Below are 21,067 nucleotides of genomic sequence, written 5' to 3'. Positions count from 1 at the left end.
TACTACGAGACGTAGTACGACCGGCCCTAGTAGGATGGGTCACATGGCACTTGGCGGACTCGAACGTGAGGTCATGGATCAGCTGTGGGCTTCGCCCGTCCCTTTGACGGTCCGGCAGGTTTATCTGGGCATACTCGCCGACCGTGATCTGGCGTACACCACCGTGATGACGGTGCTCGACCGTCTCGCCAAGAAGAAACTGGTCGTGCGGACCATGGAGGACCGCGCTTACAAGTACGCGCCGGCCCAGTCCCGCGCCGAGATGACCGCCGCCCTGATGTTCGACGCACTCAGCGGCACTCCCGATCAGGACGCCGCGCTGGCATACTTCCTCGGTCAGCTGCCGCCCGGCGCGATCCAAGCCGCCCTGGATGCCACACCGAAAGAGACGTGACCGCACTTCTGTTAGGCGCTCTCGGGCTGACCCTGTCGCTGGTCGTCCCGGGTGTCCTCGCCGGCGCCCGCTGGCCCGACCGTGCACCGGTCGCCGCCGTCCTGCTCTGGCAGGCGCTCACCCTCACCGCGGTGCTCTGCGCCCTCGGTGTGGTGCTCGCCGCCCCGGAGGAGCTGACCCGCGCGGCCGGCGCCGACCACCCATGGGTCGTCGCGTCGCTGGTCTTCTCCCTGGCCGTCGCGGCCACCATCGTGATCCGGCTGCTGATCTCGCTGATCCGGGTGAGCGTGCGGGCCCGCGCCCGGCGCGAACGGCACCGGATGCTCGCCGACCTGCTCGACCGGGCCGAACGCCACCAGGAGCTGGGCGGCGGCGAGGTGCGGGTGCTGGACGGCGCGTTGCCGCTGGCCTACTGCGTGCCCGGCCGCGAGCCGCGGGTCGTGCTCAGCGACGCGGTGCTCCAGATCCTCGACCGGGAGCAGGTCGACGCGGTGCTCGCCCACGAACAGGCGCACCTGCGGCACAAACACGAACTGGTGATGGAGTCGTTCACCGCCTTCTACCAGGCGGTGCCGCGCCCGCTGCGGTCCCGGGCGCCACTCGACGCCGTGTACCTGCTCCTGGAGATGGTGGCCGACGATGCCGCCCGGCGCCGCACCGGGCCGGCCCCGCTGCGCGCCGCGCTGGCCCGGCTCTCCGACGCCGTCCCCCTTGCGGAGGAAGCCCCGGCCGACCCCGCGGGTGAATCCCGCCGCCGCCGACTTGACCGGCTGACCGGCCCGGCCGCCGGTTCGACCGGTCTGTCGGCCCTCGCCGGGCTCGCCGCCGTCGGCCTCCTGGTGCTACCCACGGTGATCCTGATCGTGCCCTGGCTCGCGCAGGCCCTGGACGCGTGGCCGTTCCGCTCACTGTGAGTGCTCGCACTGGTGCGGGTAGTTTCCCTCCGGACGCGACCTTCATTTGCCTGCATGATCCGAGTACGGTGGTCCCCGGTTCGACAGCCCCCCATCGTCCAACCGGCCGATCTGACGAGCCACCGCCTAATCGCCGTAAAGGCGAGCCGGGGACCCAGGTTCCTCGGGGTGAAGCCGCTCGTTGAGCGGCCGGGCGTGCTTCCCGCCCGAACCCGTCAGCTAACCCGGTCGGCGGCCGAGAGGAAGAAAGGACAACGCACCTACGTGAAACGGATAGGCGCGCGGGGTGTGCTGCGCAGTCTCGTCTGCGCCGTCATCGCTGCCGGGTTTGTTGTCACCGGACCTGTTGTCGCTCACGCCGATCCGACATCGGACGTCGAAGCCCAGATCGACAAGCAGTGGAACGAGCTCGAGCCCGTCATCGAGGACTACAACGACGTGCACGGGAAACTGCTGAAGCTGCAGAAGCAGCAGAAGCAGCTGGCCACGACGCTCGCCCCGCTGCAGAAGCAGGTCGACGCGGCCATGGGTGAGGTGCGGAACATGGCGGCCGACGCCTACATGCAGGGTCCGCCGACCGCGGTCGGTGCGCTGCTCAGTGGCTCGCCGAGCAGTTTGACCGAGAAGCTCTCGCTCCTCGAGCAACTGGCGGCCAACCGGCAGGCGTCGATCAGTGACGTCGTCAAACTCCGCGACAAGTACGCCGCCGACAAGGCCAAGGTGGACGCCCTGGCCACCGAGATCTCCACCCGTGACACCGACCTCAAGACGAAGAGGACGGCGATCGAGAAGAAGATCAACAGCCTGCAGAAGCTCCGGCAGACCTCCTACAACGGGGCGGACGCCGGGCCGTACAAGACCGGTCTGTGCCCGGCCGAGTACACCAACGACAAGGGCGGCCGTGCGGCGCAGAAGGCGTGCGACCTCATCGGCAAGCCCTACGTCTTCGGTTCCGAGGGCCCGAACAGCTACGACTGCTCGGGTCTGACGAAGGAGGCGTGGGCTTCGGTAGGCGTGCACCTCGAGCACTACACGAAGGACCAGTGGAGTTCCGGGAAGTCGGTGAGCCGGAGCGAGTTGAAGCCCGGTGACCTGGTCTTCTACTACTCCGACGTGCACCATGTCGCCATCTACATCGGCAAGGGCATGGTGGTGCACGCGCCGCACACGGGCGACTTCGTGCGCATGGCGACCATCGATCGCGGCCCCATCGCCGGCTATCGCCGGCCGGGCTGATCCGCGCTCAAGGTGGAAAGGCCGCTCCCGGTCCGCCGGGGGCGGCCTTTTTGCAACCCCTCCCCGCGTACGCCGGGGAGCACCACCCCGCCGGCCCGCGCCCGGGTCCCGCGCGCTGCGTGCCGGCTCTGCCCGCGTCCCTCTGCCCGGGTGGCGTAGCCGAGTCCATCGCGTCCCTCCCGGGTGACGTCACCCAGCCGATCCGGCCGTTCGTCGAGAGGCGGGATGACATCCGGCAGTGGACGGAGTTCCCTCGTGGCGGGCATGGCGCCGCGTTGGGGGTGCCGGAGCTCTTCGCGGCGGACGTGATCACGTTCTTCCGGACGGTGACCGATGGCTGACGGGTGCTTCCGGCGGTTGCCGCAGGCTACACGCTGCTGCTCGGTGCGGCCGCGCCCGAGACGGTCGGCGCGGCCGGTGGGGAAAGGGCGAGCGGCCGTAGCGCGGGCGACGCGGGCATAATCGCGTTTCATGAGCGACGCCTTGATCGACAGCCTCACCGCGGCGGTGCAGGCCCGCCCCGACGACCTGCCGTTGCGGCTGCATCTGGCCGAGTTGCTGGTCGCGGCCGGGCGTGGGGCGGAGGCGATCGAGCATGCTGCTCAGGTGCTGAGCCGTGAGCCGGGCAACGAGGCCGCGCGGGGGCTGATGGTGTCCGCGCTGGCCCCGCCGAAGCCCGCGGGTCAACCCGGCGCCCAGCCGGCCGGCTCTGCGGATCCCGGCCACTCGACGGGCACGTCGGACCCGGCGCAGCCGGGCGGTCCGGCGAAGTCCGACCCGGCTGGTTCCGACCCGGCTGGTTCCGGGCCGGCTGGTTCCGGGCCGGCTGGTTCCGGGCCGGCTGGTTCCGGGCCGGCTGGTTCCGGGTCGCCGGGGGATCGGCCGGCGGGAGATCGGCCGGCGGGGCAGGCGGGTGGCGTGGACTGGGCCGCGATGGAGCAGGAGTTCGGCGATGTCGTGCCGCCCCGGTTCGCCAAGGCCGGGGACGAGCCCGAGCCGGTGACGGGCCACGAGGACCGGTCGTTCGACGTCGAGCGGTCCACCGTGACCCTCGCCGACGTCGGTGGCATGGCCGAGGTCAAGAAGCGGCTCGAGGTCTCCTTCCTCGGCCCGCTGCGCAATCCGAAGCTGCGCAGCCTGTTCGGCAAGAGCCTGCGTGGTGGCCTGCTGCTCTACGGGCCGCCCGGCTGCGGGAAGACGTTCCTGGCGCGGGCGGTCGCGGGGGAGATGGGTGCCGCGTTCATCTCGCTGTCGATCACCGATGTGCTGAACATGTGGATCGGCAGTTCCGAGAAGAACTTGCACGACCTGTTCGAGTCGGCGCGCGGCCACGCGCCGTGCGTCCTGTTCCTGGACGAGATCGACGCGCTCGGGCACAAGCGCAGCCAGCTGAACTCGTCGGCGATGCGCACTGTGGTCAACCAGCTGCTCACCGAGCTGGACGGGGTGCAGGGCGGCAACGAGGGCGTCTTCGTGCTGGCCGCGACGAACGCGCCGTGGGATGTCGACAGCGCGCTGCGGCGGCCGGGCCGGCTCGACCGCACCGTGCTGGTGCTGCCGCCGGACGGTCCGGCGCGGGCCGCGATCATCGAGTACCACCTGCGCGATCGTCCGGTCGCGGGCGTCGACCTGGCGGCGGTCGCCGCGGCCACCGAGAACTTCTCCGGCGCCGACCTGGCGCACCTCTGCGAGACCGCCGCCGAATACGCGATGCGCGACTCGATCGCCACCGGCGAGATCCGCATGATCAACCAGTCGGACATGCTGAACGCGGCCCGCGAGGTCCGCCCGTCGACCGACGCCTGGTTCACCACCGCCCGTAACGTCGCCATGTTCGCCAATCAGAGCGGCGAGTACGACGACCTGGCCGCATACCTCAAGAAGCGCAAATCTCGGTGACGGCGCTGTGACGGCGGCGTCGCGCGCGCGACTGCTCGTCGAGCTGGGCCGTTTCGATCAGGCCGAAGCCGAGCTTCGCCTCGGCCTGCTGAACCGGCCCGGCGATCCGGACATGCTCGCGCTGCTCGCGGCGGTGCTGCGGCTCGACGGGCGGCACGGCGACGCCCTCGCCGCCGCGGAGGCCGCGATCGAGGCGGGACCCGGATCCGCCGGGGCTCATGCGGAACGGGCCGAGAATCTGATCGCCTTGTCGCGTACGCGGGAAGCGGTCGAGGCCGCGAGTGAAGCGGCGCGTCTGCGGCCGGCCGAACCGGAAGTCCACCGGGTCCTGGCCCGGGCCCATGCCGCAGGCCGGGACTTCGGCCGGGCCCGCGCCGCGGCCCGGCAGGCCCTGGCGTTCGACCCGCGGTCGGTGCCCAGCCTGCTCACGCTCGCCGAGGTGGAACGTGTCGCCGGCCGCCGCCGGGCCGCGGCGCGAGCCACCCGGGCGGCGCTGGCCGAGGACCCGGAGCATCCCGGCGGCCGCTGGCTGATCGCCCTGCTCAACGCGGAGCGGCTGCACGTCGGTGAGGCCATGCGCGGGCTGCGGGACCTGGCCGTCGACCATCCGGCCCGGCTGCGCGCCGAAGCCCTCGCGTGGCCGATCCTGGGCGTGCTGGCCGGGCTGCGACGCGGCCTGGCGGTCGGAGTGCCGCTGACGCTGGCGGTGCGCCTCGCGACGCCCTGGTGGAGTCTCGCGGGCCTGTTCGCGCAGGGGATCGCCCTGGTCGTGGCGGTGGTCATGCTGACCTTCACGGCCCGTGTCCTGCTGCCCGCGGGCCGGATGCCGTGGCGGTGCCTGGCGCTGCTGCCACGACGTCTGGTGGTCACCGAGTTGGTCGCGGCCGGCGTGTCCGTCCCGCTTCTCGTCTGGTATGCCATGAGCGCCCGGTGGCTCCCGCTCGCACTGGCCGTGGCCGCTGTGAGTGCACTGATCATTTCGGGTGCGTTTCGGATGCGCGTTACATCACTAAATTCGCGCTAAAACTTGCCCATGTGGCAAGATCGCCGGATGCTGTGCGTCATGGTTCATTCAAGCTCCGCTTGATCGGCCGTCACCCCGCGGCCATCGGCCCGGGGCTGCCGCAGGTCAGGGCCGGTGTTGCCACTCATCACTAGAGTGGCGCGGTGTCACGTGATGTGGCCATTTCTAGCTTTTTATCGTGCCGGTGTGCCTTCCCCCGTGCGCCGGCCGGCTCATCGAGGAGCTTGTGTGAGCGTCGACGTCCCACCCGCCTCCACGCGGTCCCGCTGGATTTCCGCGCTTCGCGAGCTCGGTCTGGTCGCGGTCATGTTCCTGGTCTACAAGATCGGCCGGATCGCGGCGACCGGGCACGTCGGTGAGGCGTTCGACAATGCGCACAAAGTGTGGGATCTGGAACACTGGTTACATCTTCCGGGCGAACTGAGTGTGCAGAACCGGCTGATGTCATGGCACTGGCTGGTCGAGGTCGCGAACTGCTATTACGCGTACGTGCACTTCCCGGCCACCGTGATCTGCCTGATCTGGCTCTACGTCCGCCGCCCCGCGCACTACCGCTGGACCCGTAACGTGCTCGCCCTGCTGACCGGCACGGCGCTGCTCGTGCACTTCGGTTTCCCGCTGGCGCCACCGCGGATGCTCACCGACACCGGAATGCTCGACCTGGGCCGCATCTACGGGCCCGCGGTGTACGGTGCGCCCGAAACTGATCAGCTCTCGAACCAGTACGCGGCGATGCCCTCCCTGCACGTGGGATGGGCCGTCGTGGTCGCGATCACGCTGATCACGGCGACCTCGGCCCGCTGGCGGGGACTCTGGCTGCTGCACCCGGTGATCACGCTGCTGGTCGTGGTCACGACCGGGAACCACTACTGGCTGGACGCGATCGCGGCGGTGGCGTTGCTGCTCATCGCGTACGCGCTGATGCGCCCGTTCTATCCGTCGAGCCGGACGGTGGCCGTGCCGGACGCGGAGATCCTGCCGGTGCTGGACGTGAGCCCGGACACGGGGACCGCGCCGCACCCGCGGATGCCGGTCGAGGAGCCGGTGCTGCGGCGGTAGTCCGAGCCGGCCGGGCGGCTGCGGTCGGCCGCCCGCATCAACTCAACGGGGCTTATCGGAAAGCCACCAGTTCAGCGGATTTCCGTCGGTGTCGTAGACATTGCCGTATTCCCAGTGATGCCCCCGCGGCGCGGTCCAGGCGTCGATCGCCGCTTCCACCGCGTCGAACCCGGCTGCGGCCGGCACGGTGATCACGATGAACCGGCGATCCGGGGGCAGCTCGACGATCCCGCCCAGCTCCTCGAAGGCGTCCCGCAGCGGCGACAGATCGTCGGGCCCGGGCGCGGCGTCGGGCACCACGAGCAGGCAGATGTTGCCGCCCCGGCGCACCACCTCGAAACCACCGCCGGCCTGGACCCGGATCTGGTCCCCGGCGGCGATCCCCTCCACGAACGCCGGCGTGGCCATGATCATGTGCAGACCCGGCTCGACGGTTCGGGTCAGCACGGTCTCGTAGACGAGCTGGCCACCCGCTCCCAGCCCGGCCAGCAGGCGGACCTGCTCCGTTACTTCCTCAACGGTCACGCCGGGCATTCTGGGGCATTTTGCCCAGGTGGTGGTGATCAACGCGCCGCAGTCTCGCATATCGTTGCCGTCTCGCGATCTTCGTGCGTCCCAATCACTGTATCGCCGGGTCGTGGCCGCCCGAACGGTTGTCCACACTGTTGGTTCGTCCACAGGCGGTCCGCATGATCATGGGTTCAGCTGTCAGAATGCCCATTGGGGGCGGGCCCTGCGGCTCGCATCGATCGGAGGCGGCCCAGACCGGCTGGGGCCGACGGCGGAACCGGTCGGAGGCGGCCCCGTGGCTCGAACCAGCCGGAGAGGCTGCCTCCCCGTGGCTCGAACCAGCCGGAGAAGCCGCCTCCCCGTGGCTCGAAACAGTCGGAGCCGGCCCCTGCGGCTCGAGCCAGTCGGAGGGAGCCCCCCGGCGGCTCGGATCGGCCGGGCCCTGCGGCTTGAGCCGGCTGGGGTGGGCCCCGCGGCTCGGAACGGACCTAGGCTGGGCGGATGATCGTGGACTGGCCGGACTGTGAGAACGCCCGTGACCTCGGCGACATCCCCACCACCGACGGTCGCCGGATCCGCCCCGGCGCACTGATCCGATCGGACAGCCACGGTCGTCTCACCGCGGCCACAGCCGACGCGATCCGCGCCCAGGGTGTCGCCCGAATCCTCGATCTGCGCAGGTCACGCGAGTGCGCCGCCGATCCCAGCCCGTTCGCCGGTGACCCGTTCTACCGCCATGTGCCGCTGCTCGCGGATCCGCTCGGCTACGAGCCGCCCCCGGACTCGTATGCGCCGATGCTGGATCACAACACCGTCAGGTTCGCGCGGGCGTTCCACGAGATCGCCGCCGCCCCGCCGGGCGCCGTTGTGATCCACTGCCGGGGTGGCCGGGACCGCACCGGGGCACTGGCCGCGCTGCTGCTCGCGGTGGCCGGCGTAGGCCCGGAGGACATCGCGGCTGACTTCGCCCGCACACCCGGGACCGTTCCGGAGGCGATGCTCAACACGCTGGCGCACGCGACCACCCGCTACGGCGGCGTTCCCGCCTACCTCGCTCACTGCGGCCTCCCGGATGACGACATCGCCGCCGTTCGGGAGCGGCTGACAGCACCGCTGCCCGACTGACCACCAGGCCGGCCTCGCCGCACCTCAGCCGACGGTCAGGCGGTGATGCGACTCCAGTGGACGGAGAGGCCGCTGGCCGCCCGCTCGGTCCGGATCTCCATCGCCGAACCGAGCATGGTGGCGCGGTCCACCACCAGCACCCGCATGTCCAGCGCGTACGTCACCCGCTCCGACAGCAGCACCGGCTCGCCCGCCGGTCGTCGGAGCAGGCCGGCCACCGGCTCCTCGAGCAGTCCGGGCCGGACCACCTCGGACGCGCGGTGCACGAAGTGGCCCAGCTCGATCAACGCCGCATACAGCGACGTGTCGCTGAAGTCGGCCGAGGCCAGGCTCGTGCCGCGGACCCAGGAGGTCTGGTGCACCGCGGGCCGCCCAGCGACGAGCCGCACCCGCTCCAGCCGCAGTGCCGGCTCGTCGCCGAGAAGCGTGGCAGCCCAGTCCGTCGGCGTGCCGACCGTCTGGTCGAGGATCTCCGTGGTCACCGTCTGACCCTGGTCCCGTAGATCCTCGGCGAACCCGTGCAGCGACGTGAGCTGGTACTTCGCGCGGGGGAACACGAACGTGCCCCGGCCGGCCTCCTGCGACAGCAGCCCCTCGTCCTGCAACTGCTTGAGCGCCTGTCGCAGCGTTGCCAGCGTTACGCCGTACCGCGTGCTCAGCTCTTTCTGCGGGGGCAGCGCGGACCCGGGCGGCAGCTCACCGGCCTTGATCTTGTTGGTCAGGTCATCGGCGATCACCTGATACTTCGGGGTGCGCGTGGACAACGGTCGTCTCCTGGTCGAGCCGGTCGAGAGCGGCACGGAACGCGGCGACCTCGGTTCGCAGGTCATCGGGTGACGCGCCGTCCAGAACCCTACGCATCAGGGCGGCGCCGATCACCACGCCGTCCCCTGCGCGGGCGGCGGTGGCGGCCTGCTCGAGGTTGGAGATGCCGAACCCGATGAGCACCGGCAGGTCGGTGACCTCCTTGATCCGGCGGGCGAGGGGCGCGGCGGTCGCGGCCAGCGCGTCGCGCTCGCCGGTGGTGTCCATGACGCTCACCGCATACACGAAGCCACGGCTGCGCCGGCCGATCTCGGCCAGCCGGTCGGGCTCGGTGACCGGCGCGGCCAGCAGAACCAGGTCGATGCCGGCGGCCGTGGTGGCGGCTTCGAGCCGGTCGGCCTCGTCGACCGGCACGTCCGGCACGATCAACCCGCTGACCCCGGCCTGGGCGAGCCGTCGGCAGAAGGCTTCCGGCCCGTCGCGAAGGACCAGATTGGCGTACGTCATGGCGATCAGCGGAATCCTGATCCGCGCTCGGGCGGCGGCGAGGTCGGCCAGGATCGAATCGACGGTGGCGCCCCGGCGCAACGCCTGCTCGGAGGCCTGCTGGATGGTCGCGCCGTCCATCATGGGGTCGGAGAACGGCAGGCCGATCTCCACCGCGTCGGCGCCCGCTTCCTGGAAGGCCAGCAGGTAGTCGATCCAGTCGGGCGTGATGCCGCCGGTCAGGTAGGGGTTGAGCCGCTTCACCGGATCTCACCCGCCAGCGTCGCCATGTCCTTGTCGCCGCGCCCGGAGAGCGTGAGCAGCACCGTCGACCCGGTCGGCAGGTCGGGTGTGCCGGCCGCGCGCAGGACCCAGGCCACCGCGTGCGCCGACTCCAGCGCGCAGATGATCCCCTCGCTGCGGGCCAGCCGCACCACCGCGTCGAGCACCTCGGCATCGGTGACCGTGCGATATTCCGCCCGGCCGGTCGCGCCCAGGTGGGCGTGCTCGGGGCCGATGCCGGGATAGTCGAGCCCGGCGGCGATCGACTCGGCCTCCAGCACCTGGCCGTCCGCATCCTGCAGGACCATCGACCGATAGCCGTGCACGACCCCGGGTGAGCCGTTGGTCATCGCGGCGCCACCGGACGCCTCGACGCCGATCAGCCGGGCCGGGGTGTCCACGAAACCGGCGAAGGTGCCGGCCGCGTTCGACCCGCCGCCCACGCAGGCCACCACCACGTCGGGCACGGCCGGCGTCTGTGCCCGCGCCTCTTCGCCGATCACCCGCTGCAGCTCGCGGACCAGCCACGGATAGGGGTGCGGGCCAGCGACCGAGCCCAGGCAGAAATGCGCGTCGTCGACGGCGGCGACCCAGGCGCGCATCGCCTCGTTGGTCGCGTCCTTCAGGGTGCGGCTGCCGCTGGTCACCGGGATCACCTCGGCGCCGAGCAATTCCATCCGGAAGACGTTGAGCCGCTGCCGCTCGATGTCACGCTTGCCCATGTAAACGGTGGCGCGCATGCCGAAGAGGGCTGCCGCGGTGGCGGTGGCGACGCCGTGCTGACCGGCCCCGGTCTCGGCGATCAGGCGGGTCTTGCCCATCCGGCGCGCGAGCAGCGCCTGGCCGAGGACGTTATTGATCTTGTGTGAGCCGGTGTGGGCCAGATCCTCCCGCTTGAGCAGCAGCGTGATGCCGAGGTCGGCGGAGAGGTTGAAGGCCGGGGTGAGGGCGGTGGGGCGCCCCGCATATTCCGCGCGGAGGCGGCACAACTCCTGGTGGAAGGCCGGATCGGCCCAGGCCTCGCGGAACGCCGCCTCCAGGGCGGCGCAGGCCGGGACCAGGGACTCGGGCACATAGCGCCCGCCGAACTCGCCGAACCGTCCGCCCGTGGCCGGCGGGCTCATGGCCGGGACTGCTGAAACCGTGGACGCTGACATCACCGCTCCCAAAAGTTATAGAACTCTGCCGCCCAAGCATGCCATGCTGGGCGGCAGAGTTCTAGAACTATTTTCGGATGGAGGTCAGGCGACCTTGTACAGCGCCTCCGGAGTCACCAGACCCGCCAGCACCCGGCCGTCGTCGGTGATCAGCACGCTGAAGAGCGAGCCGCTCAACAGACGTCCCTTACCCCACGAGCCACTGACCTCGGGCAGCGTGCCCAGCAGGGCCTGCGCCGCCTTGGCCTGGTCGCCGGTGCCCTTGCTGGCGTCGGTCAGCTCGCCGAGCGTCCCGGCTGGCACCTTCGCGGAGACGACGGTGGTCCAGCCCTTACCGATGATCTTCGGCTCCTCGCCCTTCGCGGAGGGCTTGGCCGGCGCGGCGGACGAGTGCTTCGGCGCGCCCTTCGTCTTGTTCGAATCGGCGGACGGCGTGCCCGGCTCGTCGACCTTCGCACCCGGCGGCGGGTTGAAGGTGAACTGCTCGGCGTCCGGCACGCTGAAGCTGATCGAGTCGAAGGCGACCCGGACGGCCGGCTTCGCCGCCCCCTTGGCGTAAACCTCCACCCGCAGCGGGATGTGCTGCTCGGCGTCGATCGCCAGCCGCACCTGCCCGACCAGCGAGTCGGAGTCCTTCGGGCTCAGCACCAGCTCGTATGCGTCGCGCCCGGCCACCTCGGCGGCACCGGTCGTCTGCACCTTGGTCGTCGGGTCGATCGCGGCGAGGGCCGCGTCGGCCGCCTCCTGCGGCGTCGACGGCACCGAGCCGGGCAGCGCCCTGCCGGTCTTCGATCCGGTGTCGGCCGGCAGCTTCAGGTGCTTGCCCGTGTTGTCCGAGCTGCTCCACTGCCACACGTCCGCGCCGTTGCGGATCACGTCGGTCTCACCCTGCGTCCCCTGCAGGGCAAAACGTACTTTGTCCTCCCCCGCGTACCAGACGCGGGCGGTGTTGCTTCCGGCGATCAGGCTGGTCAGGCCGTTACCCGAGGCCGAGGCGCCGCCGAGATTGCTCGCCAGCCCGGCGATGCCGGGCAGGCCGAGGTCGGCGCTCTGCACCACGGTGCCGGAAAGGCCGGCAGGGTTGGCGCTCTGCAGATCCACCAGCAACTGGGCCGCGCTGCGGTCCGGCAGCGACGGGTCAGCACTGGCCACGATCGTGCCGGCCGCCGCGCCGCCCCCGATGACGACAACCGCGGTGGCCCCCGGTACCAGCCAGCGCAGGGCCGGCCTGGACTTCCACACAGACACGATGTCCACCTCCCGTTGGTATGCATCAATCCTGCTCTGCCACCGCTGTGACAAGCCTGAGAAGGACCCGTAGGGGAAGACCCGCGATGCCTGGGGGTCGGGCCGGAAGGAGGACGGGGCTGAGAGGCGACTGAGAGACGGTATCGAGGATCAACGACGGCGTGACAAGGTGAGCGGGTGCGGTTGCTGGTGGTTGAGGACGAGGAACGGCTGGCTGCCGCGCTGCGACGCGGTCTGCAGGCCGAGGGGTTCGCGGTGGACGTGGCCCACGACGGGCAGGACGGGCTGGAGATGGCCCGGCACGGTGGATATGACGCGATGATTCTCGACGTCATGCTGCCACGGCTCTCCGGTTATCGCGTGGTGCGGCAGCTGCGGGCGGAACGGCACTGGCTGCCGGTGCTCATGCTCTCCGCCAAGGACGGGGAGTATGACCAGGCCGACGGTCTGGACTGCGGCGCCGACGACTATCTGACCAAACCGTTCTCGTACGTCGTGCTCCTCGCTCGTCTGCGGGCGCTGCTCCGCCGCGGTACTCAGGCCCGGCCGGTCGTTCTCGCCTGTGGCGACGTCGAGCTCGACCCGGCGGAGAAGCGCGTGCTGGTGGCCGGCACCGAGGTCACGCTGACGACCCGCGAGTTCGCGCTGCTGGAGTATCTGATCCGGCGCCCCGGCGAGGTGGTCTCCAAGACCGAACTGCTCGACCACGTGTGGGACGCCGCGCTGGACACCGCGCCGAACGCGGTCGAGGTGTACATCGGCTACCTGCGTCGCAAGATCGGCCGGGATCGCCTGGAGACGGTGCGCGGCGCTGGCTACCGGCTGGTCGCGGCCGAGGCGGCCGGCAAACCGGGATCTCCGGAGCCGACGCAGGCTTGAGAGACGGCGGGGCGGCGGTTCCAGGCGGGTGGCGGGGAAGTGGCGGAGGAGGGGAGCGGATGCGGAGACGGCTGCGGGAGCTGAGTCTGCGGGCGCGCCTGCTGCTGATCTCGGCGGCGGCGCTGGTGCTCGGGCTGGCGGCGGGCGGCGTGCTGCTCGTCGCGGTGCTCACCTTCGCCCAGGGACGGGCGGTGAACGCCGAGGCGCTGGAGACGGCACGCGGCGTGGCCCGCTTGGTCGACCAGGGGCAGCTCACCGATCCGATCCAGGTGACACCCGGGGTCCAGGTGCAGGTCATCGACGAGCAGAACCGGGTGCGGGCGGTTTCCGCCACCGCGGACCGGCTGGTGCCGATTCTGTACGACGGCGAGCTGACCGGCCTGCGCGACGGCGACGGCATCATGATCCCAGGGGAGCGGATCGGCTTCGACGGGGAGGCCTGGGTCGTCAAGGACACCGCCGGCCCGGCGACCCAGCCGCTGCAGATCCTGGTCGCGCGTTCCACGAGCCAGCAGAGCCAGAGCCTGCACCTGCTGCAGGTCACCCTACTGATCGCGTTTCCGCTGTTGGTGGCCTTGCTGGCGGCCGGGTTGTGGCGGACGCTGGGCGCGGCGCTGCGGCCGGTCGACGCGCTGCGGGCCGGTGCCGAGGAGATCACCGGAGGTACGCGGGCGGGCCGGCTGCCGGTGCCCGACTCGCACGACGAGGTCCGGCGGCTGGCCGTCACCCTCAACGACATGCTGCAACGGCTGGACACCGCACGGGCGCGGCAACGGGCGTTCGTCGCCGACGCGGCCCACGAGCTGCGCAGCCCGCTCACCAACATGCGCACCGAGTTGGAGGTGGCGCAGCGGCTGCCCGACGACACGGACTGGCCGGCGCTCACCGACGACCTGCTCGCCGACGTGCAACGGCTGTCCCGGCTCGTCGACGACCTGTTGCTGCTGGCCCGGTCCGACGACGGGGGCGGCCGGGCCGTCTCCCGGCGGATGGAACAGGTCGACCTGGGGCAACTCGTGGGGGAGGTGGCGGCACGCTACCCGGGGGTGCGGCACGAGGATGCGACCGGTCCCTTGCCGCTGGTGGCCGATCCCGACGCGCTGGCGCGCGTAGTGGCGAACCTGCTGGACAACGCGTGCCGGCATCGGCGGTCGACGGTCACCGTCCGTACGGCGGAAGCTGAATGTGATCTTTTGGTTGTCGTCACCGATGACGGGCCGGGGATTCCGGTGGGGGACCGGGAGCGGGTGTTCGACCGGTTCACCAGGTTGGACGACGGCCGGGCGCGCGATGCCGGTGGCTCCGGGCTGGGGCTGGCGATCGTGCAGGAGCTGGTGCGGCGGCACGGCGGATCGGTCACGCTGGGTGATGCGGAGCCGGGTTTGCGCGTTGAGGTCCGCCTGCCCAAGGGCGACGGTGGGGCGCCCCGGCGCCGGGGTGCGGAAACGAGGCCGGGCCGCCTCCGGGAGGCGGAATCCGCTGCCATGATCACGAAAGAGTGAGCGGCGCCGGAAAGTCGGCGATCGTCGGGAACTTCTCGCATCATCGGGCCGACCAACGGGGAGTGCCCGGCAGCGGGCGACGAAACGACGGAAGGTTCCCCCAACAATGTCGCTGCTCAAGCGTTCCGCGGTGGTGGCCGCCGCGGCCGGTTTGCTGACCCTCGCGATCGCCGGTCCGGCCTCCGCGCACGTGACGGTCAACCCGAGCACCGCCACCGCGGGCAGCTACGCGAAGGTCTCGTTCCGTGTGCCGAACGAGTCGGACAGCGCCTCCACCACCAAGCTCGAGGTGAACCTCCCCGCGGACCAGCCGGTCGCGTCGGTCTCCGTCAAACCGGTCCCGGGCTGGACCGCCGTGGCCGAGAAGACCAAGCTGGCCACCCCGATCAAGGCGCACGACACCGAGATCACCGAGGCGGTCTCGAAGATCACCTGGACCGCGGCCAAGGGCTCGGAGATCAAGCCGGGCGAATTCCAGGAGTTCGACGTGTCGATGGGCGCGCTGCCGGAGTCGGGTCAGCTGATCTTCAAGGCGCTGCAGACCTACTCCGACGGCAACGTGGTCCGCTGGATCGACGAGCCGGCCACGGACGGCTCCGAGCCGGACAGCCCCGCTCCGGTCCTGAAGATCGTCCCGGCCGCCGCCGCCAGTGCGGCTCCGGCGGCGGCCGCCGCAGCTCCCGCTGCCGCCGAGGCTTCCGACGACTCGGGCAGCGGCTCGGGGCTGGGCCTGGCCGGGCTCATCGCGGGACTCATCGCGCTGGTGCTGGCCGGCTTGGCGTACGCGAAAGCCAGTCGTAAGCCGGAGCAGGCCGCAACCGTGACCGACAAGCCCGCCGCGAGCTGATCGCGTCGACGATGGGTCGGGCCTTGGCCCGGCGTGATGGTCTGCCTGTCCAGCGGATCGTGGTTCATCCTGGGCCTTTCGGGCCGGGGAAGGTGAAACCGGTTCCGCTCGGGCAGGCGGACTGAGACGCTCGGCTGGGCCCGGGGCGGTTGTGGCGCGATCATCAAGATCAAGCTTTACTACCGGGATGAACCGATCTCGTGTCTACGCCCGCCTTTGGCATGGGCTGCTCGCCGCCGTCGTGGTGGGCTCGCTGCTGACCCAGATCGTGCTGACGGCGCAGGGTTCGCCCGGCCCGGACGGTGTGGTGGAGCCGGTGGTGACGCGGTTCGTTCGCCTGTTCAGTTTCTTCACGATTCAGAGCAACATCCTGCTGCTGATCGTGACGGTCACGCTGGCGGTGAATCCAGAGCGGGACGGGCGGCTGTGGCGGGTGATCCGTCTGGACGCGATGCTGGGCATCATCATCACCGGTCTGGTGTATGCGACGGTGCTGGCCGGCACGACCAATCCGACTGGTGCCGGTTGGTGGTCGAACCTGGGCTTTCACTACGTGGCGCCGTGGTGGGCGCTGCTGGGCTGGCTGTTGTTCGGGCCCCGGGCGCGGATGGACGGCCGTACGCTGGGTTGGACGGTGGTGTGGCCGGTCTTGTGGATCGGTTACACGTTTGCCCACGGTGCGGTCACTGATTGGTATCCGTATCCCTTTGCCAGCGTGACTGAAATTGGTTACGGCGCGGCGATTCGCAATATGGCGTTCGTGGTGCTGATCGCCGTTTTGTTCGGGGTGACGTTGTGGGGGCTGGACCGGCGTTTACCGGGTGGACGTGTGGTTGCCCCGGTTCGGGTTTCTGAGGCGCATCCTGGAAAGACCGAGGAGTGTGCTGATCCGAGCGGTGCCGGTGGTGCGTCAATTGCTTCGTCGGGTAGTGAGCGTCAGCGGTAGGCGAGTCAGCTCGCCGGCCGCCTGGGAGTGGTGGTCCGGCTCGGGTCTGTTCGGCTGTCGTTCGATGCCTTTCCGGGAACTTCAGGCAATGCAGGTCGGTACTTGGGCGAGGCGCTGTCAGGACCCACTTGCCGGCCGCACAAGCGGCCGTCCACAGCAGACTGGAATAGCCTGACCATGTAGTCACGAGTGCAGGGCCGGCGGAAGGAAAGGCAACATGCGGTTCGCGATCAACCTGCCCCCGTTCGCGCCACCGGCGACGCTGGTCGCGCTTGCCGTCGATGCGGAGCAGGCGGGCTGGGACGGGGTCTTCTTCTGGGACCACATGACCTGGGAGCCCGAGCTGCGACTCGACGTGCACGACCCCTGGGTGCTGCTCGGCGCCGCCGCGACCAGCACCGAACGGGTGCTCCTGGGCACCATGGTCACGCCGCTGGCCCGGCGGCGGCCGTGGAAGGTCGCTAAGGAACTCACCACCCTCGACCACCTCAGCGGCGGGCGCGCCGTTCTCGGCGTGGGACTGGGCGCGCCGGCGGACGCCGAGTTCGAGGCCTTCGGGGAGCGGGGAGAGGCGCGCCACCGCGCGGCCGTACTCGATGAAGGCCTGACGGTTCTCGACGGCCTCCTGCGGGGGCCGGTCGATCACGACGGGAAGCACTTCACCGTACGCACCGAGATGCTTCCGCGCCCGGTTCAGCAGCCCCGCCCGCCGATTTGGGTAGCGGGCGAAAGCCCGCACCGCCGCCCGCTGGAGCGTGCCGTCGGGTGGGACGGGTTCGTTCCCCTCTCCGGCACCGAGACGCTGACCCCCGACAGTCTCGCCGCCTATCTCGACGGCATCGAACGCCCGCCGGCGTGGGACGTGGTCGCCCTTCACGCGGACGGCATCCCCGCCGACGAGTACGCGTCCGCCGGCGCCACCTGGCTGGTAGAGGGTATCGGCCCCGACGGCGACTGGATCGACACGCTCCGAGCCGTGATCCGCCGCGGACCACGCACCTAGAGAGCCTCCGGAGCCAGGGTCCTGTTCCGCAGCACGGCATGTCATGACGGCGAGAGCGACCTCTTGCCAATGTCCGCTCATCGGCTGGTCATCCACTGGCGGTACGACCGCAGCCCGGCCAGGCTCGGTCGAAGTGACCGGCGGGATCGCTCGTATTGCGGCTGTCCGCCGCTGTCGGTGTGACTCGCTCATGGCATGCGTCCTGCCGGTCACCGCGGCGCGGAGAGGCTCAAGAGGGGACTGCCCAGCTCAACGTAGTGCTGCCCTCCTGGCCGGATTCAACCCCCGGTTCGATCGAGGAGAACAGGCACGGGGCACGTCATCATCGGCATGGATTCCCATCAACGATCCGCGACCGCCGAGATCATCAACGACCGCGACGGCAGCGGTCATCACGCTCGATTCGTACCTGCCCAGGCCGCCGCCCGGGTGCCGTAACCGATCACATACGCTGGATCTGTGCTCGAAGCTTCACGGATTTGTCATTGTGTGATCTGCAAGGACCACGGCGATCGCGGCGACTACGACGCGGCCGACCGCGGCGTGATCGGCAACGTGGAGCAGTTCGGGTGGAGCGTCACCGGCGTCCCGGCGGATGAGCTCGGGCCGGGCTGGTCGTACACGATCGGTCGCTGGCACAGCCGGGGCGGTCCGGAACTGGCCATGTTCGGCCTCGACCTGAGCGTCATGCAGTCCTGTCTGAACATCCTCGGCAAACGGGACGGTCTCGCCGACGGCCAGACCCATGACGACGTCGTCAAGGATTACCCGATCCGTCTCAGGACCATCGAACCGGCCTGGTATCGAGCCTTCTTCGGTCACGGCATCTGGTTCTACCGGCAACCGCCCATCCCGTTTCTCCAGGTCGTCTGGCCCGACCGGGACGGCAGATTTCCTGAGGAAACCGGCAACCTCTCCCAGCCACAGCTCTGGCTCACGCCCGGCGAGCACCCGCAAGGCGTCTGGACCCAAGACGTCTGACTTCGTCGCGCCGGCTCCGCACCCGATACCGACATGAGCGCCTGTTTCGGTTCCGCTCCTGGCCGGACCGGTTGTATCCGACGAGCGGATTCGTGAGGGAGGCGTCACAACTCTGCCGGCCGGAAGCAGTCCGGCGCCACTGCGACTGACCGGAGCTGCTGCCACATCTACCTGACCAGAGCGGCAGCAGTTTGCTGTTCACTGCCGACTCGCCAGGTTTCTGTAGTTGGCGGCGAACACGACGATCGCGAGCCGATGCAACGTGCCGGACAACGGGGGAGTGCCGGCGCCGGCGGTGCGGTCAGTCGTGCTCGAGCCATGAGTGCAGCAGCACCCGGTCGATGGAGTCGATGCGGCCGAGGTCACCGGCAGCGGCCTTCTCGGCGAGTTCGGCCCGGGTGAACCACCGGGCGTCAAGGATCTCGTCGGCGTCGAGCAACGGCCGCACCACCGCGCCGGACGCGATGACGGCCCGCGACGGGTCACCGTGCACCACGCAGTCGTCCTGCCAGATCGGCACCACCTTGACGTTCGGACGATCTCGGAGGCCGGCCAGCCAGTCCGGGTCACCCCGGCGGGCGCTCGCCCGGTCCAGCCCACCCTCGGCGTACGGCATCGGCGCTCCAGTCACAGCAGAGGAGCCCAACGCCATCAATCCCTCAACCACGCAGCACATCGAACGCTCGCTGATTGTCTTGACGAGGATCTCAGACCCCGCGTCAGATTGCCATCGTCACTCATGAGCGATCGAGACACCTTCAGGGCGGCCCGCAAAGCCGCAGCAACGGCGGTCTGGAGGCACGCCCGGTCCGGAGACGACGCCTGTCTCGCATGCCGACCGCACGCTCACTGATCGACAGGTGAGCTGTTCGCAGCCCCGTTCGTAGTGCTCAGGCCGCGGATCACGTTGCCGATGTGAGTAAAGAGTGCTTCGCGGCCGGATGAACCTGCGGGAGGCGACGACGTTGTTCGGGTGGCACCCGTTGGCGTTGATACCACTGGTCGGCATGCTGACCTGCGGACTGGTCGGCTGGTCGGCGGGGCGCCGGCGCGCAAAGACGCCTGCCGCTGTGGCGCTGGCCCTCACCATGCTCGGCCTCGCACTCTGGGCGGGTTCGCAGTTCCTCAGCGTGATCCTGATACCGACTGCCCTGAAGACCAGTGTGCTGTCCCTGCTGTACCCCGGTGTCGGTGTCACGGTAACCGGCTGCTACCTGCTCTGCCGGGTCATCGTCGACCGGGAGTACGTCCTTTGGCGCAGACGCACAGCGCTGCTGCTGATCGAGCCGGCGTTGGTCACCGCCGCGGCCCTGACCAACCCGTGGCACGGTCTGCTCGCGTCCTCGGTCCGGGTGGAACCACCGATGGTGGTGATGGCACCGGGTCCCCTGTTCTGGGCCCACACGCTCTACAGCTACGTGCTGATCACTGCCGGGCTGGCGCACGTGGTCAAGGCGAGGCGCACCGCCAGGTTGCTGTACCGCCAGCAACTCGGCACGGTGCTGCTGGGTGCGGTGCCGTCGACCGTGTGCAACATCGCGACGCTGGTGCTCCTGGCTCGCGGCAGCTCAGTCGACCTGTCCGTCCTCGGTTTCGCTCTCATCGGCATCATCTACTGGTGGGCGGTGTTCCGGCAGGGAATACTGCGTCTGGCACCGCTGGCACGGTCGTCGGTCTTCGACCAGGTCGCCGACGCGCTGCTGGTTCTCGACCTCGAGGACCGAGTGCTCGACTACAACCCGGCAGCCGAGCACCTGATCCGGCGAGGCCGGACCGACCTTCCCGGCGACCTTGCGGGCCTTCCGTTACGAGCACTGACACCGCAGCGGCATCCGGGAATGCTCCTGACCGACGGCAAGCATTCGCTCGAAACCAGCGCAGGGCACCTCGACCTGGACGTCCGGTCGGCCGCCTTGACCGATCGGCAGGGCCAGGCAGCGGGCCGGGTCGTGGTCATCCGCGACATCTCCGAGCTGGAGGAGCAGAAACGCTCCCTGGATGTGGCCAACGCCAATCTGCAGGAGCAGTTGAAGGTCGTGGAAAGTCTCCGCAGGGAGTTGGCGGAGCAGGCCGTCCGTGACGAGCTCACCGGACTGTACAACCGCCGATACCTGATGCGCGTCCTGGAGGCAGATCTGGCCGCGGCCCCCGCCGAGACCTGCGAAACCGCTGCGCCGACGAGCATCGTCATGGTCGACCTCGACCACTTCAAACACGTCAACGACACCTTCGGCCATGCAGCCGGTGACCGGCTGCTGGTCAACGTCGCAGAGGTTCTGACCTCAGGATGTCGGCCCGGTGACGTGGTCGCCCGTTACGGCGGCGAGGAGTTCGTCGTCGTCCTTCCGGGCGTCACAGCGGATCGGGCGCGAGACCGAGCCGACGAATGGCGCGCGGCACTGAGCAGATGTTCCACCCCTGCGACATTCAGCGCCGGAGTGGCCGCCGTCTACCGTTGGTCTGCTACGACGCCGGTCGACTTGCTTGCTGCTGCCGACAAAGCGCTCTACCGGGCCAAGGCAGACGGCCGGGACCGGGTGTACCTCGCCACGGATCAGGCGTTGTCCCAGGCAGCTTCATCCTGACGATGGCGCTGATTCGCGCCCATGTATGACGCTCTGTGGGTTTCTCCCCAGGCCGCCGACTGTCCGCTCACCGCTGTCCTCCACGTCCTGGCAGCGGGGCACCCACGCCGCGCTGCTCGCGGCCGGCGGCCGGTACGCGGGGGTGTACCGCGTGCAGGCCGACGCGTACGGGAACCGGAAGTCGCGGTCCTCTCAGGCCCGCACCTCGCGATCCGAAGGTAAAGG

Annotated in this window: 19 protein-coding genes, 1 pseudogene and 1 riboswitch; of the genes and pseudogenes, 14 read left to right on the top strand and 6 right to left on the bottom strand. The window is 69.9% G+C overall.

Annotated features, from left to right (window positions below; all coding sequences use genetic code 11):
* Positions 1-43 precede the first annotated feature (43 nt).
* The 6 genes from ACH442_RS44920 to ACH442_RS44895 all read left to right on the top strand — a co-directional run bounded on the left by ACH442_RS44920 (position 44) and on the right by ACH442_RS44895 (position 6,526).
* On the top strand, positions 44-394 hold the full coding sequence (locus ACH442_RS44920) for a BlaI/MecI/CopY family transcriptional regulator (RefSeq protein ID WP_396344315.1): 351 nt from the start codon (positions 44-46) through the stop codon (positions 392-394).
* Positions 391-1,308, top strand: coding sequence for a M56 family metallopeptidase (locus tag ACH442_RS44915; protein ID WP_396344314.1), 918 nt, complete (start codon positions 391-393; stop codon positions 1,306-1,308). The genes ACH442_RS44920 and ACH442_RS44915 overlap by 4 nt, the downstream gene beginning before the upstream one ends.
* 113 nt (positions 1,309-1,421) lie before the next feature.
* Positions 1,422-1,557: riboswitch (cyclic di-AMP (ydaO/yuaA leader) on the top strand.
* A 15-nt stretch (positions 1,558-1,572) separates the two neighbouring features.
* Positions 1,573-2,544, top strand: a complete 972-nt coding sequence (locus ACH442_RS44910; protein WP_396344313.1) for a C40 family peptidase — start codon at positions 1,573-1,575, stop codon at positions 2,542-2,544.
* Positions 2,545-3,015: 471 nt separating this feature from the next.
* Positions 3,016-4,443: a tetratricopeptide repeat protein gene (locus ACH442_RS44905; RefSeq protein ID WP_396344312.1), complete on the top strand. Its 1,428-nt coding sequence runs from the start codon at positions 3,016-3,018 to the stop codon at positions 4,441-4,443.
* Positions 4,444-4,450: 7 nt separating this feature from the next.
* Positions 4,451-5,467 carry a tetratricopeptide repeat protein gene (locus tag ACH442_RS44900; RefSeq protein ID WP_396344311.1) on the top strand — a complete coding sequence of 339 codons (1,017 nt, stop codon included), beginning with the start codon at positions 4,451-4,453 and terminating at the stop codon, positions 5,465-5,467.
* A gap of 228 nt (positions 5,468-5,695) precedes the next feature.
* A complete protein-coding gene (locus ACH442_RS44895; RefSeq protein ID WP_396344310.1) occupies positions 5,696-6,526 on the top strand; it encodes a phosphatase PAP2 family protein in 831 nt (276 codons plus the stop codon).
* Positions 6,527-6,568: 42 nt separating this feature from the next.
* Here the strand turns inward: ACH442_RS44895 and ACH442_RS44890 are convergent, their stop codons facing one another.
* Entirely contained in the window at positions 6,569-7,051 is a 483-nt protein-coding gene (locus ACH442_RS44890) for a DUF4265 domain-containing protein (protein WP_396344309.1), read from the bottom strand.
* A 486-nt stretch (positions 7,052-7,537) separates the two neighbouring features.
* On the opposite strand from ACH442_RS44890, the gene ACH442_RS44885 reads away from it, so the two are divergent.
* Positions 7,538-8,161: a tyrosine-protein phosphatase gene (locus tag ACH442_RS44885; RefSeq protein ID WP_396344308.1), complete on the top strand. Its 624-nt coding sequence runs from the start codon at positions 7,538-7,540 to the stop codon at positions 8,159-8,161.
* 35 nt (positions 8,162-8,196) lie between these two features.
* Here the strand turns inward: ACH442_RS44885 and ACH442_RS44880 are convergent, their stop codons facing one another.
* The 4 genes from ACH442_RS44880 to ACH442_RS44865 all read right to left on the bottom strand — a co-directional run bounded on the left by ACH442_RS44880 (position 8,197) and on the right by ACH442_RS44865 (position 12,099).
* Entirely contained in the window at positions 8,197-8,925 is a 729-nt protein-coding gene (locus ACH442_RS44880) for a GntR family transcriptional regulator (protein WP_396344307.1), read from the bottom strand.
* Positions 8,885-9,676, bottom strand: a complete 792-nt coding sequence (gene trpA, locus ACH442_RS44875; RefSeq protein WP_396344306.1) for a tryptophan synthase subunit alpha — start codon at positions 9,674-9,676, stop codon at positions 8,885-8,887. Before trpA ends, ACH442_RS44880 begins: the two co-directional genes overlap by 41 nt.
* A complete protein-coding gene (trpB, locus tag ACH442_RS44870) occupies positions 9,673-10,851 on the bottom strand; it encodes a tryptophan synthase subunit beta (RefSeq protein ID WP_396344305.1) in 1,179 nt (392 codons plus the stop codon). Before trpB ends, trpA begins: the two co-directional genes overlap by 4 nt.
* A gap of 84 nt (positions 10,852-10,935) precedes the next feature.
* The gene (locus ACH442_RS44865) at positions 10,936-12,099 is read right to left on the bottom strand and encodes an outer membrane lipoprotein carrier protein LolA (RefSeq protein ID WP_396344330.1); all 1,164 of its coding nucleotides are present in this window, start codon (positions 12,097-12,099) and stop codon (positions 10,936-10,938) included.
* 177 nt (positions 12,100-12,276) lie between these two features.
* Here ACH442_RS44865 and ACH442_RS44860 point away from each other — a divergent pair, with 177 nt between their 5' ends.
* From ACH442_RS44860 to ACH442_RS44835, 6 genes are all read left to right on the top strand, one after another.
* Entirely contained in the window at positions 12,277-12,978 is a 702-nt protein-coding gene (locus tag ACH442_RS44860; RefSeq protein ID WP_396344304.1) for a response regulator transcription factor, read from the top strand.
* Between the two features lie 59 nt (positions 12,979-13,037).
* Positions 13,038-14,480, top strand: a complete 1,443-nt coding sequence (locus tag ACH442_RS44855; RefSeq protein ID WP_396344303.1) for a sensor histidine kinase — start codon at positions 13,038-13,040, stop codon at positions 14,478-14,480.
* Between the two features lie 106 nt (positions 14,481-14,586).
* Positions 14,587-15,327 carry a YcnI family protein gene (locus tag ACH442_RS44850; RefSeq protein WP_396344302.1) on the top strand — a complete coding sequence of 247 codons (741 nt, stop codon included), beginning with the start codon at positions 14,587-14,589 and terminating at the stop codon, positions 15,325-15,327.
* A gap of 187 nt (positions 15,328-15,514) precedes the next feature.
* The gene (locus tag ACH442_RS44845) at positions 15,515-16,273 is read left to right on the top strand and encodes a Pr6Pr family membrane protein (protein ID WP_396344301.1); all 759 of its coding nucleotides are present in this window, start codon (positions 15,515-15,517) and stop codon (positions 16,271-16,273) included.
* Positions 16,274-16,490: 217 nt separating this feature from the next.
* Positions 16,491-17,276: an LLM class flavin-dependent oxidoreductase gene (locus ACH442_RS44840; protein WP_396344300.1), complete on the top strand. Its 786-nt coding sequence runs from the start codon at positions 16,491-16,493 to the stop codon at positions 17,274-17,276.
* Positions 17,277-17,765: 489 nt separating this feature from the next.
* Positions 17,766-18,257, top strand: a complete 492-nt coding sequence (locus ACH442_RS44835) for a DUF4262 domain-containing protein (RefSeq protein WP_396344299.1) — start codon at positions 17,766-17,768, stop codon at positions 18,255-18,257.
* Between the two features lie 301 nt (positions 18,258-18,558).
* On the opposite strand, the pseudogene ACH442_RS44830 reads toward ACH442_RS44835, so the two are convergent.
* Positions 18,559-18,684, bottom strand: a pseudogene (locus tag ACH442_RS44830) (NADH pyrophosphatase); the annotation flags it as partial.
* A gap of 514 nt (positions 18,685-19,198) precedes the next feature.
* Here ACH442_RS44830 and ACH442_RS44825 point away from each other — a divergent pair.
* The gene (locus ACH442_RS44825; RefSeq protein WP_396344298.1) at positions 19,199-20,842 is read left to right on the top strand and encodes a diguanylate cyclase; all 1,644 of its coding nucleotides are present in this window, start codon (positions 19,199-19,201) and stop codon (positions 20,840-20,842) included.
* Positions 20,843-21,067: the final 225 nt, after the last annotated feature.

This window comes from Actinoplanes sp. NPDC020271, from assembly GCF_044388125.1.
Lineage (GTDB): Bacteria > Actinomycetota > Actinomycetes > Mycobacteriales > Micromonosporaceae > Actinoplanes.
This window is presented reverse-complemented; position numbering and strand designations above follow the sequence as displayed.

Excerpts from the sequence above, each read along its gene's own strand:
- ACH442_RS44920 (WP_396344315.1), top strand. The coding sequence starts at position 44 with ATGGCACTTGGCGGACTCGAACGTGAGGTCATGGATCAGCTGTGGGCT.
- ACH442_RS44905 (WP_396344312.1), top strand. The coding sequence starts at position 3,016 with ATGAGCGACGCCTTGATCGACAGCCTCACCGCGGCGGTGCAGGCCCGC.
- ACH442_RS44885 (WP_396344308.1), top strand. The coding sequence starts at position 7,538 with ATGATCGTGGACTGGCCGGACTGTGAGAACGCCCGTGACCTCGGCGAC.
- trpB (WP_396344305.1), bottom strand. The coding sequence starts at position 10,851 with ATGTCAGCGTCCACGGTTTCAGCAGTCCCGGCCATGAGCCCGCCGGCC.
- ACH442_RS44855 (WP_396344303.1), top strand. The coding sequence starts at position 13,038 with ATGCGGAGACGGCTGCGGGAGCTGAGTCTGCGGGCGCGCCTGCTGCTG.
- ACH442_RS44850 (WP_396344302.1), top strand. The coding sequence starts at position 14,587 with ATGTCGCTGCTCAAGCGTTCCGCGGTGGTGGCCGCCGCGGCCGGTTTG.
- ACH442_RS44845 (WP_396344301.1), top strand. The coding sequence starts at position 15,515 with ATGAACCGATCTCGTGTCTACGCCCGCCTTTGGCATGGGCTGCTCGCC.
- ACH442_RS44840 (WP_396344300.1), top strand. The coding sequence starts at position 16,491 with ATGCGGTTCGCGATCAACCTGCCCCCGTTCGCGCCACCGGCGACGCTG.
- ACH442_RS44825 (WP_396344298.1), top strand. The coding sequence starts at position 19,199 with ATGAACCTGCGGGAGGCGACGACGTTGTTCGGGTGGCACCCGTTGGCG.